The sequence below is a fragment of the Streptomyces sp. NPDC006487 genome, from assembly GCF_042870555.1.
Lineage (GTDB): Bacteria > Actinomycetota > Actinomycetes > Streptomycetales > Streptomycetaceae > Streptomyces.
Map to the genome: position 1 here is coordinate 32,276 of NZ_JBIAHN010000019.1, position 15,272 is coordinate 47,547.

The window sequence follows — 15,272 nt, forward strand, 5'->3', positions numbered from 1 at the left end:
TTGCTACGTTTCCCGTATGACCGCTCTGACGGCGAAGGTGACGGAACCCGCCCCGCCACCGCCACCCGACGCCCGTGCGCCCAAGCGTCGTGGAGTCGAGCTGTCGCTGCTCTTCGGCGCCGTCCTGATCGCCGTCCTCGGCCACCTCTACGTGGGGCTCGCCACCACCGGCCGCATCCCCGGGCCGGCCGCCCACTACGCCGCCGGGCTCGCCGTGGCCGCCCTCGTCGCCCACCTCGCCGTCCGCCTGTACGCCCCGTACGCCGATCCGCTGCTGCTCCCGATCGCCGTCCTGCTCAACGGCCTCGGCCTCGTCCTCATCCAGCGCCTCGACGCCACCACCCCCGCGAACGCCACCGCCGGCGAGCAACTGCGCTGGTCCGCACTCGGGCTGGTGCTCTTCGTGCTCGGCGTCGCGCTGCTGCGCGACCACCGGGTGCTGCAGAAGTACGCGTACCTGTCCGTCGCCGTCGCGCTCGTGCTGATGATGGTCCCCGTCTTCTTCCCCGCCGTGAACGGTGCGCACATCTGGATCCGGTTCGCCGGGCTCTCCTTCCAGCCCGGGGAGTTCGCCAAGATCCTGCTCGCGGTCTTCTTCGCCTCCTACCTCGCGGCGAACCGCACCGCACTGGCCCTCACCGGCCGCACCCTCTTCTGGAAGCTGAGGCTGCTGCCCGGCCGGGTCCTCGGCCCGATCCTGGCCATCTGGCTGCTCTCGGTCGGCGTGCTCGTCCTGGAGCGCGACCTGGGGACCTCGCTGCTGTTCTTCGGCCTCTTCGTGATCATGCTGTTCACGGCCACCGGCCGGATCGGCTGGATCGCCATCGGGCTGCTGCTCGCGGCCGTGGGCGCGTACGCCGTCGGGACGTTCGAGCCGCACGTGAACAGCCGCGTGGACGACTGGCTGAATCCTTTCGCCTCCATCGAGCGCGGCGACGGCCCCGGCCAGCTCGCCCAGTCCCTGTTCGCCTTCGGAGCCGGTGGACTGCTCGGCGCCGGGCTCGGCCACGGGCAGTCCTTCCTCATCGGGTTCGCCGCCAAATCGGACTTCATCCTCGCCACCGCCGGGGAGGAGCTCGGCCTCGTCGGCCTCACCGCGATCCTGCTCCTCTACGGGCTCCTCGTAGCCCGCGGATTCCGCGCCGGGCTGGCGCTGCGCGACCCCTTCGGCCGCCTCCTCGCCACCGGGCTCGCCTCGATCGTCGCGCTCCAGGTGTTCGTCATCGCGGGCGGAGTCACCGGTCTGATCCCGCTGACCGGCATGGCGATGCCCTTCCTCGCCCAGGGCGGCTCCTCCGTGGTCACCAACTGGATCATCGTCGCCCTCCTGGTCCGGCTCAGCGACAGCGCCCGCAGGCCCGGACCGGCCGAGGAGGCCGAAGCGTGATCCGCTACATCCGCTGGTGCGCGTACTTCTGCGCCCTGCTGCTCGTCGCCCTGCTGGTCAACGTCGGCCGCGTGCAGGTCTGGGAGGCCGCCGGCTACGGCGCCAACCCGGCCAACAAGCGCCCCGCCATCGAGCGGTACGCCGAACCGCGCGGGGACATCACCGTCGACGGCCGTCCCGTCACCGGCTCCCGGGACAGCCGCCAACTGCTGCGCTACGAGCGCACGTACAAGAACGGCCCGCTCTACGCACCCGTCACCGGCTTCGCCTCCCAGACCTACGGGACCAGCTTCCTGGAACGCGCCGAGGACCCGGTCCTCTCCGGCACCGACCCCGGGCTCTCGGCCTTCCCGCTCTGGTACGAGCTCTCGCGCGGCCGCCCGGGCGGCGGCAACGCCGCCACCACCATCCGGGCGAGCATGCAGCTGGCCGCGTACACCGGGCTCGCCGGCAAGCGGGGCGCGGTCGCCGCCGTCGAGCCGGCCACGGGCAAGATCCTCGCGCTGGTCAGCAGCCCCTCCTACGACCCGGCGGTGCTCTCCGGTACGGGGCCGAAGGTCAAGGAGGCCTGGGAGAAGCTCAACGCGGACCCCGCCAAGCCGATGCTCAACCGGGCACTGCGCGAGACGTACCCGCCCGGCTCCACGTTCAAGATCGTGACGGCCGCCGCCGCCCTCGACGCGGGCGTGGTCACCGACGTGGACGCGCCGACCGAGACCCCGGACCCGTACCCGCTGCCCGGCACCAGCACCCTGCTGCCGAACGCCGGCACGGGCTGCGCCGACGCCTCGATGGCGGACGCGGTGCAGTGGTCGTGCAACACCGTGATGGCGAAGATCGGCGTACAGGTCGGGCTGCGCGCAATGACGGACGCGGCGCGGCGGTTCGGGTTCAACAACGCGGGGCTGCGCGTGCCGGCCTGGGTGTCGCGGTCCAACTTCGACACCGACATGAGCCCCGACCAGCTGGCCCTGTCCTCGATCGGACAGTTCAACACCAAGGCCACCCCGCTGCAGATGGCGATGGTGGCGGCGGCCGTGGCCAACGGCGGGGAGCTCAAGGCGCCCTACCTGGTGGACCGCACGACACAGGACGACGGCGATCCGGTCCGCCGCGCCGACCAGCGCAGCCTCGGCCGGGCCATGACCCCGCTGACCGCGATGCGGATGCAGGAGCTCATGGTGAAGGTGGTGGAGAGCGGCACCGGCCGCAACGCGGCGATCCCCGGCGCCGTGGTCGGCGGCAAGACCGGCACGGCCCAGCACGGCGTCGGCAACGCGGGCACCCCGTACGCCTGGTTCATCTCCTGGGCGGGGCCCAGGGGCGGCCGGCCGCCGGCCGTGGCGGTCGCGGTGGTCGTCGAGGACGCGTCGGCCGTCCGCGGGGACATCAGCGGCAACCTCGCGGCCGCGCCCATCGCCAGGGCCGTGATGGAGGCGGCGCTGTCCGCCCGGTGAAACGGCCCGGCCCGGCGTCCCGGCCGCCGAGCCCGACGCGGGCCTGACCGGCAAGATCCGAAAGAGCCGGCCTAGCCGCCCGAGCCCTCCGCGATGGCCTCCGCCACCTCCGCCACCCGCTGTTCCTCCTCGGCAGCGAACCGCTCCCGGTCGAGGGCCTCGGCGATCTCCTCGTCCTGGCTCATCAGCAGGTCCAGGTTGGAGTTGCCCATCTCGAAGACGCCCATGTCCAGGTACGCCTTCTGCAGCCGCTCGCCCCACAGCCCGATGTCCTTCACGCAGGGCACGATCCGGCTGAACAGCAGCTTGCGGAAGAGCGCCAGGAACTCCGACCGCTCGCTGAACTCCTCCGCCTCGGCGCGCGAGATGCCGAAGTTCTCGAGCACCTCCACCCCGCGCAACCGGTCGCGCATCAAGTAGCAGCCCTCGATCACGAACTCCTCGCGCTCGCGCAGCTCGGCGTCCGTCAACTGCTTGTAGTAGTCGCGCAGGGCCATCCGCCCGAACGCCACGTGCCGTGCCTCGTCCTGCATCACGTAGGCCAGGATCTGTTTGGGCAGCGGCTTGTTCGTGGTGTCGCGGATCATCCCGAAGGCGGCCAGCGCCAGCCCCTCGATGAGTACCTGCATGCCCAGGTACGGCATGTCCCAGCGGGAATCGCGCAGGGTGTCGCCGAGCAGTCCCTGCAGGCTGTCGTTGATCGGGTAGAGCATCCCGATCTTCTCGTGCAGGAACCGTCCGAAGATCTCCGCGTGCCGGGCCTCGTCCATGGTCTGCGTGGCGGAGTAGAACTTCGCGTCCAGGTCCGGCACCGACTCGACGATGCGCGCCGCGCACACCATCGCGCCCTGCTCGCCGTGCAGGAACTGGCTGAAGTTCCAGGCGCTGTAGTGCCGGCGCAGTTCGCCCCGGTCCCGCTCCGTGAGCTTGGCCCAGTGCCGGGTGCCGTGCAGCGGAAGCGCCTCGTCCGGGGTGCCCAGGGGATCGTACGGATCCACCTCGATGTCCCAGTCGATGCGCTTGGCGCCGTCCCACTGCTTGTCCTTGCCCTTCTGGTACAGGGCCAGCAGCCGCTCGCGGCCGCCGTCGTACTCCCAGCTGAAGCGGGCGCTGCCGGAGGCGGGGACCGCCCAGACGGTCTCGCCCGGATCTTTGGTGTAGAGCTCGTGCGTCGACACTGACGCCCCCTCGTCTCACGTAGCCGCGTACTCGCGTGTACTTCCGTACGGGACCGGACAGTTGGCAGCGTCACACGTTGGTAGACGCGCGGTCAACAAGTCGTGTGCAAGGGATTGACGGTCTTGCTGACAGGGAGTCTCATAAGAGGTGACCGCCGGTAACTCGACGACGAGGTGTCCGAAGCCATGACCACCGTGACCGAACGAGCCGAGCTCCGCGATGCCCTCGGCCTCCTCAAGGACCGCGAGCAGATCGCCGAGCGGCTGCTCGAATCCTCGGCGAAGCACTCCTTCGACCCGGACCGGGAACTCGACTGGGACGCCCCGCCCATCGACGGCAAGTACTACTGGCCGCCCGAGCTGCTCTCCCTCTTCGACACCCCGCTCTGGAAGAAGATGGGCGAGGAGCAGCGCATCGAACTCTCCCGCCACGAGGCGGCGGCGCTCGGCTCGCTCGGCATCTGGTTCGAGATCATCCTGATGCAGCTCCTGGTCCGGCACATCTACGACAAGTCCCTGACCAGCAATCACGTCCGGTACGCACTCACCGAGATCGCCGACGAGTGCCGCCACTCGATGATGTTCGCCCGCATGATCAAGACGGGCGGCGCCCCCGAGTACCCGGTCTCCCGCGCCAACCACAACCTCGCCCGCGTCCTGAAGACCGTCTCCACCACCCCGGGCTCCTTCGCCTGCACCCTCCTCGGAGAGGAGGTCCTCGACTGGATGCAGCGGCTGACCTTCCCGGACGAGCGCGTTCAGCCCCTCGTCCGCGGAGTCACCCGCATCCACGTCATCGAAGAGGCGCGCCACGTCCGCTACGCCCGCGAGGAACTGCGCCGCCAGATGCTCACCGCCCCGCGCTGGGAGCAGGAGCTCACCCGCGTGAGCTGCGGCCAGGCCGCCCGCGTGTTCTCGCAGGCCTTCGTGAACCCCCAGGTCTACGACAACATCGGCCTCGACCGGCACGAGGCGCTCGCCCAGGTCAAGGCGAGCGGCCACCGCCGGGAGGTCATGCAGACCGGAGCCAAGCGGCTCACCGACTTCCTGGACGACATAGGCGTGATGCGCGGAGTCGGCCGCAAGCTCTGGAAGAGCTCGGGCCTCCTCGCCTGAACACCCCTGCGAACACCTCTGCGAACACCTCTGTGAAGACCTCTGCGAACACCCCGGTCCGCACTCCGGTGAGCACCCCTCGCCCCAGGGCCACGACGTGGGGCTACCCTGCGGACATGACAGCCGTACGGGCGTACCGCAGGTTGAGCGTCGAGGAGCGCCGGGCCCAGCTCCTCGACGCGGCCCTGACGTTGTTCGCGCACCGGGCGCCGGAGGAGGTCTCGCTGGACGACGTGGCCGAGGCTGCCGGCGTCTCGCGCCCCCTCGTCTACCGCTACTTCCCGGGCGGGAAACAGCAGCTCTACGAGGCCGCCCTGGGCTCGGCCGCCGACGTGCTGCGGCTCTGCTTCGCCGAACCCCAGGCCGGACCCCTGACCCAGCGGCTCTCCCGGGCCCTGGACCGGTACCTGGCCTTCGTCGACGAACACGACGCAGGCTTCTCCGCCCTCCTCCAGGGCGGCAGCGTGGTCGAAACCTCCCGCACCACCGCCACCGTCGACGGCATCCGCCGGGCGGCCGCCGAGGCGATCCTCTTCCACCTCGGCGTGCCGGCACCCGGCCCGCGCCTGCGCATGATGGTGCGCACGTGGATCACGGCGGTCGAGGCCGCCTCGCTGATCTGGATCGACGAGGGCAAACAGCCTGAGATCGACTCGCTCCGGGACTGGCTGGTGGACCAGTTCATCGCCCTGCTCACGGCCACGGCCGCCACCGACCCGGAGACGGCCGCGGCCGCTCGCGCCGCCCTCGCGCTCGAATCGGCGGACGGTCCGGTGGGCGTGCTGGCCCGCCGGGTGATCCCCGTGGTCTCCGAAGCGGCGCACCTGCTGTGACCCCTGAACTGCTGTAATTCCCGAGCTCCTGTGAGACTGGAGGGGTGAGAAGCCAACCCACCCCCTTCGAGGGCGGCCCGATGGACGGCCGGACCCTGCCGATCCTCCTCGGCCCGACCGGCCACCCGTCGAAGTGGTACGAGATCCCGGTCCCGGCCCCGGACGGCGGCGCCCCCACGGTGCTGCTCTACGAGCGCGTCCCGGCGGGGTACTCCAAGCGACTGGGCCTCCAGAAGGGCTGGAAGTACGTCTACGCCCCGGACGGCCAGAAGCCGAAGCTCCGCTGGCCCTGGACCAAGCCGACCCCTCCGGGCCCGGCCGCGCCGGGGGAGTGACGGCGGGCCTCGCCGCACGTCAGCCCTGCGTCACCTCACGTCAGCCGGGCCTCGGGTCACGTCAGCCGGGCCTCGGGTCACGTCAGCCGGGCCTCGACCAGGGTCAGAACGGCCTCCGCCCCGCCCTCCCCGTCCTCGGTGGGCGCGGCCTGCCGGAACACCAGCCCGGCCCCGATGACCTCCGCTTGACCCACGGCGATCGTCAGCCCCAGCCCGTGCCCCTTGCTGCCGCCCCCGGTACGGAACCGCTGTGGCCCGTGGGACACGAGGTACTCGGGATAGCCGTCACCGTGGTCCCGGACCGTCACCACCGGCCCGTCCACCGTCACCACCACCGGCGCCCGCCCGTGCTTGTGGGCATTGGCTACCAGGTTGCCCAGCACCCGCTCGAGGCGCCGCCGGTCCGTCTCCACGTGCGCGTCCCGCACCACGACGACCTCCGTGTCCGTCCCCGAGGCCCGCACCACCCGCCGCGCGAGACGCCCGAGCTGGTGCAGGTCCGTCTCCACCACCTCGCTGCCCGAGTCGAGCCGGGAGATCTCCAGCAGGTCCTCCGTCAGCTGCCGCATCGTGCGCACCCGCTCCTGCACCAGCTCCGTCGCCCGGCCGTCCGGCAGCAGCTCCGAGGCCGCCTGCAGACCGGTCAGCGGGGTGCGCAGCTCGTGCGCGACGTCCGCCGTGAACCGCTGCTCCCGCTGGAGCTTCGTCTGCAGGCTGCCCGCCATCGTGTCCAGGGCCGCCGCCACCGTCGCCACCTCGTCCTGGTGCCTCGAGGGGTCCTTCGTACGCGGGTCCCCGACCCGTGCGTCCAGGTCGCCCTGGGTGATCCGGCGGGCCACCGTCGCCGTCTGGTGCAGCCGCCGCGTCACGCGGGTCACGGCGAAGGCTCCCACCAGCAGCGTCCCGCCGATGGCCAGGACCGACGACCCGATGATCGCGTTGTCCAGCCCGCTGATCGTCCGCGCGCTCTGCCCGTAGTCGACGGCCGTGGCCAGCGCCTTCCCGTCGGCCGGAGCCGCCGCCCACATCAGCTGCCGGCCCTCGTACTCCGCCACGAGCGTCCCGCGCTGCCCGGCCAGGGCCAGCGCACGCAGCCGGTCCGGCAGCCCGGCCGGATCCAGCCCGGATTCCGGCGGCAGTATCTCGCCGGCCTCGTAGGCACGCGAGGCGTCGGTCAGCTTGGCGAGGGCCTTCTCGCGTGCCGTCGCGACGGTCTGCCCGGTCACCTCCACGTGCACGAGCACACCCAGAACCGCCGCGAGCGAGCAGCACATCAGCACGATGAAGCACGCCGACTTCCAGGTCAGCGTCGCCGTCCACGAGGGCAGCCGGAGCCTCACCGCGACGCTCCCGGCGAGCCGGGGCTCGCGGACGGTGCCGGGGCCCGGCTCGGGCCGGTGCCGGGCACGCGCACGATCTGTTCCCACGTCGGGAGCATCGAGCGCTGGGTCTCGTCCCAGGACCAGGTCGTGTTCACCTCGTAGCCGGCGTTGCCGCTGGGGACGCGCAGGATCACGTCCCGTCCGGCGAGCTCGACGCTGATGACGGTGTCGGTGGTGGCCATGATCCGGTTGAGCCGGCCCTGGGCGTCCGCCGTGTACACGCGTACGGACATCTGCTGCTCGGGGTACTCGATCCCGACGATCAGCTCGTCCTTGCCGTTGCCGGTGAGGTCCCGGTAGTACGGCGTCAGCACCGGACACTTCTTCGGATCGGCTCCGTCCGCCCCGCACTCCCTGATCGCGGCGATCGTCTCCGGAGGCATCCCGTCGGGACCGGTCTGCACGTTCGGGTGGGCCCGCAGCTCGGCCTGCACCAGCGTCGCCGGGTCGATCGCGTGCACGTTCTGGTCCTGGACGGGCGCGATCCCGGGTACGTACTCGGGCGGCGCGCCCCCCGGATCGGCGGGCGGTACGACGGCCCCCGCGCGCCCCGGCCACAGATGTACGGGCCCGCTCGCGGTCGGGGTCGCCCCCGCGCCGGCCAGCCCGCCGGTGTCACCACAGGCGCTCGCCAGCGGCAGCAGCAGGGCGGCGAACAGGGTGACCCGCAGACCGGCCCGGACACCCGGGCGCCGCCGTCCGGGACCGTGACGGGAGGGAGCCGACCCGGATCCGATCACCCGTCGACCCTCCTCTCCCATGAGCATGTGCCTGTCCACAGTAGGCAGAGCCGCATCGTTTCCGCCCGTGCGCTCGGGCCGGAGAGCCGCGGCGCCGACCAGGTGGGAGGGCGCGGCCTACGCCTCGGTACGCCCGCGGCGCAGCATCGCGAAGCCCAGCCCGGCGGCGCCGATCGCCGCGATCCCGCCGCCCGCGGCGAGCAGCAGCATGCCGTCACCCGGACCGTCGGCCAGCGTGTTCAGGCCCAGCGCCTCGACGGTCCCGGCACCCGAGCGCGAGGACGCGACGGCGGGGACGACCTTGCCGTCCCGGGTCGCGGTCTTGTGCCCGGCGTGGTTGCCGGCGGCGGGGGAGTCGCCGGAGTTCTCCGTATCGCTCCCGGCTGCGCCTCCGGCCCAGGAACTGAGCCGGCCGTCGGATCGCAGCGCGAGGTGCATCGACCCGGCGTCGCCGAAGCCGGTATTGCCGTCACGGCTGGTCAGGGTGGCCACGGTGGAGCCGTCCGGGTTGAGGACCTCGGCCTGGTAGGCGCCCTTGGCCACCCGGTACACCTTCGCGGTGGAGACACCGTCCGCGAGGGACAGGGTCTTGACCAGGGTCCGCGGGGCGGTCACGCCCTGCGCGGAGGAAGCCGACGGCACCCCGTCGGCGAGCGCGGCCGCCGCGGGGTACGCCAGCAGGGCGCCGGCACCCACGGCCACGGCGGCGGCGCGGACGAGCGTGCTGCGGCTGCGGCTCACGGTGTTCACGGGAAGTCCTTCGGTGCAGGTCAGGCCCTGGGCCGTCCAGGTGGGATAAACGTATGCACCGGCCGTTGCGGTAACCCGTTGCTTCTGTAACAGCCACGCCTCAGCGACCCGACGGAGTCGTTACACGCCACGGGCCGCACGGCACGCGCCACAGGCGGGACCCCACCGGGGGATTGCCGCGGGGCGCCCGGGCTGCTCCCATGGACGGCGGGGGTGAGGACCATGGCTTCGAGGGGGCTGAAGGTACTGCCGAGCGGTCGGCCCGGCCGCGGCCGGCTGTACGTGAACCTGCCCGACGGCCGGGCGGTGGCCTGGTACGACCGGCGGGCCAACCGGATCAGCGTGCTGGCGGACGAGCGCCGTGAGGAGATCCTTACGGCGTTACGCCCCTACCTCACCGGAACCGTCGCCATCGGCCCGCCACCCGTCCCCACGGCCGGGGACCTGCTCCGCCTGTCCCTCCCGCCCGACGAGGACCTGGCCCCGAACCGCCCGGGGGAGGCGCAGCTGGGCGCCCTCACGTACGGCACCGCGGGCACGCGCGCCCGGCACCGGCTCCGCCAGGAGCTCACGGTGAGGCAGCGGATGGGCGACGTACTGGACGCCCTGGCGGATTCGGAGGACTGGCGGGTCCTGCACTCGATCCACGGTGTCGCGGACCACCTGCTCATCGGCCCGCCCGGCGTCTTCTGCATCCGCACGGTCCAGGGCCGCCGCCAGCGCGCGGTGATCGGCGACCTCCTTCTCAGGGTCGGCCGCGCCGACCCGACCCCGGACCCCCGCGAAGCCCGCCGCGCGGCGGCGCACGCGACCCGCGCCCTCTCCGCCCCGGTGATCCCGGTCCTGGCGGTGGTCGACGCGACCCGCCTGGAGGTCACCCCCACCCTCCGGGACGTCCGCATCCTCACCCCGGCCACCACCTCCACCTTCCTGACGAACACCCCCACCACCCTCAAACCCCCGGACGTGGAAGCCCTCTTCGCCACGGCCAGAGACCTCCGAACCTGGCACTAGGTCCTCCGGGCCCGGGCACCGCGCGGACCGGACCTTTCCCCCGGCGGCCGGTCCGTGCGACGTTCGAGGACCGGGGTCCGGGGTCCGGGGCGGAGCCCCACTTACAGCCGTCCGGCGTTTGAGGACCGGGGTCCGGGGCGGAGCCCCGAGGGGTCCGGGCGCAGCCCGGCACCCCTCCCCAGCCCGTCCGGCGCTTGAGGACCGGGTCAGGGCCGGCCCTGGGAACGGTGGAAGGGCGGGTAGGGGACTTCGCCCCGCAGGGCCCACCACGCCGCGGGGCCGCAGGGCCCACCACCCCCCTCAAGCGGAGCTCCGCTTGCGCGGCGGCGTCGCAGCCTTCTTCGCAGCGCCCCGCGCCGGCTTCGCCTCGGCGGCCTTGGCCGAGGCCGTCTTCTTCACGGCCGCCGTGGCGGCCTTCTTCTTCGCGGCAGCGGCCGCAGCCGTCGACTTCTTCGCAGCACCGGAGCCCGACGCCGACGCTGCCGCCGACGCAGTCGACTTCTTCCCGCCCACCACCTTCGGCGCAACCGCCCCCGCCGCCGCCTTCTTCCGCCGAATCGGCGTAACCTCCGCCCCGGCCCCCTCGACCTCCGCCTCGGCCCCCGCCTCCCCCTCCGACGCAGCCGCCCCCGCCCCCGCCCGAGAAGCCTTAGCCGCCCGCACGCTGTTCTCCAACGCCGCCATCAGGTCGATGACCTGCGCACCCGCACCCTCCGCCGGCGGCCCCGCCGCCACCACCGGTTCACCCGTACCCGCCTTCGCCGCGACCATCGCTTCCACCGCCTCGCGGTAGTCGTCGCGCAGCGAGTCCATCTCCACCTCCCCCAAGGTCGCCATCAGCGCATCCGCGAGGTCCAGCTCGGCCTCCCGCACCGACACCTCACCCTCGGGGGCCACCCCCTCCGGCACCCGGATCTCGTCCGGCCACAGCAGCCCGTGCATCGCGATCACGTCGTCGACGACCCGCAGCATGCCGAGCCGTTCCCGCCCCCGCAGCGCGTACTTCGCGATCGCGACCTTCCGGCTCCGCTTCAGGGCCTCCCGCAGCAGCGTGTACGGCTTGGCCGCCGTGGCCCCGCTCGCCGCGAGGTAGTACGCCGCGTCCATCTGCAACGGATCGATCTGATCAGCCGGCACAAACGAAACGATCTCGATCGTCTTCGCGGTGGCGATCGGCAGCTGCGCCAGATCCTCATCCGTGATCGGAATGATCGACCCGTCCGCCTCCTCGTACCCCTTGCCGATCTCGGCGGTCGACACCTCCTCCCCGTCCAGCTCGCAGACCTTGCGGTAGCGGACGCGCCCGCCATCGCTGACATGGATCTGGCGGAAGGAGATCGAGTGGCTCTCTGTGGCGTTCACGAGCTTGATCGGAATGCTGACCAAGCCGAAGGAGATCGCCCCGTTCCATATGGATCGCACGGTTCCTCCTGTTTCGTGGCAATCTCATCGTATGACGCCGATCACCCTGGTGGAGGGCCGTCGCATTTCGCTCAGCAACCTCGACAAGGTCCTCTACCCGGAGACCGGTTTCACCAAGGGCGAGGTCCTCCACTACTACGCCACGGTCGCGGGCCCCCTGCTCGCCCACATCCACGACCGCCCGGTGTCCTTCCTGCGCTATCCCGACGGCCCGGACGGACAGCTCTTCTTCACGAAGAACCCGCCGCCCGGTACCCCCGCCTGGGTGAAGACCACCCCGGTGCCCCGCTCGGAGGACCTACGGGCCGAACAGGTGGTCGTCGCCGACCTGCCCACCCTCATGTGGGCCGCCAACCTCGTCGTCGAGTTCCACACCCCCCAGTGGCCGGCCGGCGCCCCAGCCCTGGCCGACCGCCTGATCTTCGACCTGGATCCCGGCCCGCCCGCCACCGCCGTCGAATGCTCCGCCGCCGCCCTCTGGCTCCGGGACCGCCTGGCCGCCGACGGCCTGCACGCCTGCCCCAAGACCTCCGGCTCCAAGGGCCTCCACCTGGCGGTACCCCTCGAACCGACCCCTTCCGAGCACGTGTCGGCGTACGCGAAGACCCTCGCCCAGGAGGCCGAGCGCGAACTCCCCGATCTGGTAGTGCACCGGATGACCAAGGCGCTGCGCCCCGGCAAGGTCTTCGTCGACCACAGTCAGAACGCGGCCGCCAAGACCACCGCGGCCCCCTACACCCTGCGTGCCCGCGCCCTGCCCACCGTCTCCGCCCCCCTCTCCTGGGCGGAGGTCGAGTCCTGCCGGATCCCCTCCGACCTGGTCTTCCTCGCCGACGACATCGCCCCCCGGCTGGCCCGCGAAGGAGACCTCTTCGCCCCGCTCCTCGACCCCGGCCTGGCCGGACGGCTCCCGTGATCACCGTCGCGCTGGCCGTGGCCGTACGCTCCCTGCCGCGCGCGCCCGGTCTCGCGTACGAGCCCAAGTTCGACGGTCACCGCCTCGTCGTCATCCGCACCGTGGACGGGGTCACCCTGCAGGCCCGTTCCGGCCGCATCGTCACGGCGGCCTTTCCCGACCTCGCGGCGGCCGCCCACCACCTGCCCGCCGGGACGGTGCTCGACGGGGAGGTGGTGGTCTGGCACGCGGGCCGCACCGACTTCGCGCTCGTACAGCGCCGGGCGGCCGCCGCCTCGGCCGCGCGGGCCGCCGTGCTGGCCCAGACGCTCCCGGCCTCGTACGCGGCCTTCGACGTACTGGAACTCGCCGGGCTCGACCTGCGCCCCCGTCCCTACGAACGCCGGCGCACCCTCCTCGTCGACCTCCTCCTGCCCCTGGGCCCGCCGCTCCAGCCGGTCCCGATGACCACGGACCCGGAGCTGGCGGAGACCTGGTACGAGACCCTGCCCGCCAGCGGCATCGAGGGCCTGGTCGTCAAACGGATGGACCAGCCCTACCCCGCCGGCCGGCGCGGCTGGCAAAAACTGCGCCACACCAACGTCCGCGACGCGGCGGTGGTCGGCTACACGGGCACCGCCCGCCGCCCGCTCGCCCTCGTCCTGGTCCTGCCGGTCGGCGACGAGACCCCACTGGTCTCGAGCCCCCTGACGGCGCCGCTCCGCGCGGAGGTGGCGGCGGCGGTGGCCGCCCGCGACCCGGAGGCGGCGGGCGGAACCCCGCGCGCTTCCCGGGGCGCCGCCGTCTCCCGGGGCGCCACCATCACGGCCATCGGCCTCGGCGAGGTCCCCTTCCACCCCCTGGACCCGCCCCTGACGGCCGAGGTCCGCCACACCTCGACCCGCCACCCGCCCCCGGAGGTCCTGCGCCTGCGCACAGACCTGTGACCCGCGGCGAAAGGCCGCGGGCCACGGTCAACGGGTCGCTTCGGACGGTTTCAAGCTTTCGTCCCGCAGGTCAGGCGGGCTTGGCGCCGCCCAGGGGCGGCAGGGTCGGGGGCTGCTTGCCGGGCCGTGGATTGGGGTGCTCGTACCCGGATTCCCGCTCGGCCCGCGCATCGTCCTGATGGCTGTGGGTCCGGGAGCCGAAGTTCCCGTACCCCTGCATCTCGTGCGGGCGCAGTCCGCTCTCGGGGAATTCGACGTACTCCCGCTCCTCGGAGATCTCGTGCACGGCACCGCCGTCGGGCAGGTGCGGATGGCTCTCGGGAGCGGGGGGTGCGGGTTCCTGTGCCCGGACCCGCTTGCCCAGCATGAAACCGCCGAGCAGGAAGCCGACCACGATGAGCCCGACTACCAGGAACCACGCGATGTTGGTCAGAGTTCTGTCCACCGCGAGGAAGATCAGAGTCGTGTCCATACAACCCATTTTCCCGCATCGGCGCCCATTTCACCCGATCGGAACCGGGGCAGGCCCCACGGCCGGCCTCGGGGGCCTTGCCCGGGGGCCCGTTCACCCCCGGAGCGGGCCGTCCGCGTCCCGCACCCCACGCACCTCGCGCCCCCCGAGCACCGCCAGGATCTCCGCGCAGATGGCCAGCGCTGTCTCCGCCGGAGTCTGCCCGCCCAGGTCCAGTCCGATCGGCCCGTGCACCGTCCGCAGCCGCTCCTCGCTGACCCCGGCCGCGAGCAGCCCTTCGCGCCGCCGCGCGGTGGTCTTGCGGGAGCCGAGCGCCCCGACGTACGGCACCCCGAGCGCGAGCGCGGTCCGCAGCGTCGGCACGTCGAAGTCCGGATCATGGCTCAGCATCGCCAGACAGGCGGCGTCCCGCCGGGCCTCGAGCAGCTTCTCGGCCTCGCCGACGGCGGTGACGACGCTGACCTCCCACCCCAGCAGCCGGGCCTGGGCCTCGATGACCTCGGCCAGCTCACCGGCCCCGCCGATCACCACGTACGGAGCCGACGGGTACGCCTCCACGAGCACCAGCCCGGACCCCGCGTACAGCGCGTCCCGGCCGGGCCGCCTCGTCCTCAGCAGCTCCCCGGCCCGCCGCTCGGCGTCACCGGACGGCTGATCGGCGCCCCGCACCACGACGCTGACGGCCTGGTCCGCCCGCTCGTTCAGCTGGGTCACGAGCGCGACGCCGACCCCCTGCCCGAGCAGCTCCCACCACTCACCGGGAATCGCGGCGAGCGGCTGCAACAGCAGCTCGGCCTGCCCGCCGCACGTCAGCTTCGCCTCGACGGCCTCGCCGCCGCCCACCGAAACCTCGCACACCCGCGCGGTCTCCCCGGCCCCCATGGAGGCGGCCTCCGCCACCAGTTCGGCGTCGAACACCCCCCGGTACAGGGCCCCGACGCACTCCCCGCGCGCATCCACGAGTACGGCTCCGGCCGGGTCCCGGGGCCCGAACCCCTGCTCGGTCACGGGCCGTGCCAGAAACCCGACCCGCCCCTCGGCCACCCACTGCCGCGCCGTCTCCACCAAGTCACGCATACCGCGCCGCCCCATCCTCACCGTCAGAGCACGCCACAAAGCCCCAGACCCGCAACCCGAAGTGGCCTCCCTTCCAACCTACGCACGCACACCCCGGCCCCCCACCCCCCAAAACCCACAGACCCACCCCCACGTCCTTCGTACGGACCACCGGAACCGCACGGCCACCAAGACCGGCGGGGCTTCGGACCGCGCTCTCCGGTTCCGCCTTCCAGCGGCGGAGGTTTCCGGCAGCATGGGCGGGATCAGCACCCCGTGCCACCGCAA

15 protein-coding genes are annotated in these 15,272 nt (G+C 72.5%); 8 read left to right on the forward strand and 7 right to left on the reverse strand.

Annotated features, from left to right (window positions below):
• Positions 1 to 16 precede the first annotated feature (16 nt).
• Positions 17 to 1,387, forward strand: coding sequence for an FtsW/RodA/SpoVE family cell cycle protein (locus ACFYM0_RS30405; protein ID WP_388506880.1), 1,371 nt, complete (start codon positions 17 to 19; stop codon positions 1,385 to 1,387).
• On the forward strand, positions 1,384 to 2,844 hold the full coding sequence (locus ACFYM0_RS30410) for a penicillin-binding transpeptidase domain-containing protein (RefSeq protein ID WP_388506882.1): 1,461 nt from the start codon (positions 1,384 to 1,386) through the stop codon (positions 2,842 to 2,844). The genes ACFYM0_RS30405 and ACFYM0_RS30410 overlap by 4 nt, the downstream gene beginning before the upstream one ends.
• A 71-nt stretch (positions 2,845 to 2,915) precedes the next feature.
• Here the strand turns inward: ACFYM0_RS30410 and ACFYM0_RS30415 are convergent, their stop codons facing one another.
• Complete coding sequence (locus tag ACFYM0_RS30415) at positions 2,916 to 4,022, reverse strand: ferritin-like domain-containing protein (RefSeq protein WP_388506884.1); 1,107 nt, start codon at positions 4,020 to 4,022, stop codon at positions 2,916 to 2,918.
• 186 nt (positions 4,023 to 4,208) lie between these two features.
• On the opposite strand from ACFYM0_RS30415, the gene ACFYM0_RS30420 reads away from it, so the two are divergent.
• The 3 genes from ACFYM0_RS30420 to ACFYM0_RS30430 all read left to right on the forward strand — a co-directional run bounded on the left by ACFYM0_RS30420 (position 4,209) and on the right by ACFYM0_RS30430 (position 6,306).
• Positions 4,209 to 5,138, forward strand: coding sequence for a diiron oxygenase (locus ACFYM0_RS30420; protein WP_327254940.1), 930 nt, complete (start codon positions 4,209 to 4,211; stop codon positions 5,136 to 5,138).
• Positions 5,139 to 5,254: 116 nt separating this feature from the next.
• Complete coding sequence (locus ACFYM0_RS30425; RefSeq protein ID WP_388506886.1) at positions 5,255 to 5,971, forward strand: TetR/AcrR family transcriptional regulator; 717 nt, start codon at positions 5,255 to 5,257, stop codon at positions 5,969 to 5,971.
• 44 nt (positions 5,972 to 6,015) lie between these two features.
• Positions 6,016 to 6,306 (forward strand): hypothetical protein, encoded by a 291-nt coding sequence (locus tag ACFYM0_RS30430; protein WP_388506888.1) that lies wholly within the window; start codon positions 6,016 to 6,018, stop codon positions 6,304 to 6,306.
• Positions 6,307 to 6,383: 77 nt separating this feature from the next.
• Here ACFYM0_RS30430 and ACFYM0_RS30435 read toward each other — a convergent pair whose 3' ends face one another.
• From ACFYM0_RS30435 to ACFYM0_RS30445, 3 genes are all read right to left on the reverse strand, one after another.
• Positions 6,384 to 7,646 carry a histidine kinase dimerization/phospho-acceptor domain-containing protein gene (locus ACFYM0_RS30435; RefSeq protein WP_388507114.1) on the reverse strand — a complete coding sequence of 421 codons (1,263 nt, stop codon included), beginning with the start codon at positions 7,644 to 7,646 and terminating at the stop codon, positions 6,384 to 6,386.
• On the reverse strand, positions 7,643 to 8,428 hold the full coding sequence (locus ACFYM0_RS30440) for a hypothetical protein (protein WP_388506890.1): 786 nt from the start codon (positions 8,426 to 8,428) through the stop codon (positions 7,643 to 7,645). Before ACFYM0_RS30440 ends, ACFYM0_RS30435 begins: the two co-directional genes overlap by 4 nt.
• A 117-nt stretch (positions 8,429 to 8,545) precedes the next feature.
• Positions 8,546 to 9,178: a hypothetical protein gene (locus ACFYM0_RS30445; protein ID WP_388506892.1), complete on the reverse strand. Its 633-nt coding sequence runs from the start codon at positions 9,176 to 9,178 to the stop codon at positions 8,546 to 8,548.
• Positions 9,179 to 9,400: 222 nt separating this feature from the next.
• Between ACFYM0_RS30445 and ACFYM0_RS30450 the strand changes: the two genes are divergently transcribed.
• The gene (locus ACFYM0_RS30450; RefSeq protein WP_388506894.1) at positions 9,401 to 10,192 is read left to right on the forward strand and encodes a nuclease-related domain-containing protein; all 792 of its coding nucleotides are present in this window, start codon (positions 9,401 to 9,403) and stop codon (positions 10,190 to 10,192) included.
• 300 nt (positions 10,193 to 10,492) lie between these two features.
• On the opposite strand, the gene ACFYM0_RS30455 is transcribed toward ACFYM0_RS30450, so the two are convergent.
• The gene (locus tag ACFYM0_RS30455; protein WP_388506896.1) at positions 10,493 to 11,614 is read right to left on the reverse strand and encodes a Ku protein; all 1,122 of its coding nucleotides are present in this window, start codon (positions 11,612 to 11,614) and stop codon (positions 10,493 to 10,495) included.
• A gap of 31 nt (positions 11,615 to 11,645) precedes the next feature.
• Between ACFYM0_RS30455 and ligD the strand changes: the two genes are divergently transcribed.
• Both ligD and ACFYM0_RS30465 read left to right on the forward strand, forming a co-directional pair.
• Positions 11,646 to 12,530, forward strand: coding sequence for a non-homologous end-joining DNA ligase (gene ligD / locus ACFYM0_RS30460; protein WP_388506898.1), 885 nt, complete (start codon positions 11,646 to 11,648; stop codon positions 12,528 to 12,530).
• Positions 12,530 to 13,456, forward strand: coding sequence for an ATP-dependent DNA ligase (locus ACFYM0_RS30465; RefSeq protein ID WP_388507116.1), 927 nt, complete (start codon positions 12,530 to 12,532; stop codon positions 13,454 to 13,456). The genes ligD and ACFYM0_RS30465 overlap by 1 nt, the downstream gene beginning before the upstream one ends.
• A gap of 70 nt (positions 13,457 to 13,526) precedes the next feature.
• Here ACFYM0_RS30465 and ACFYM0_RS30470 read toward each other — a convergent pair whose 3' ends face one another.
• Together ACFYM0_RS30470 and ACFYM0_RS30475 are read right to left on the reverse strand one after the other, a co-directional pair.
• Complete coding sequence (locus ACFYM0_RS30470) at positions 13,527 to 13,928, reverse strand: DUF6479 family protein (RefSeq protein WP_388506900.1); 402 nt, start codon at positions 13,926 to 13,928, stop codon at positions 13,527 to 13,529.
• Positions 13,929 to 14,021: 93 nt separating this feature from the next.
• The gene (locus tag ACFYM0_RS30475) at positions 14,022 to 15,005 is read right to left on the reverse strand and encodes an XdhC family protein (RefSeq protein ID WP_388506902.1); all 984 of its coding nucleotides are present in this window, start codon (positions 15,003 to 15,005) and stop codon (positions 14,022 to 14,024) included.
• Positions 15,006 to 15,272: the final 267 nt, after the last annotated feature.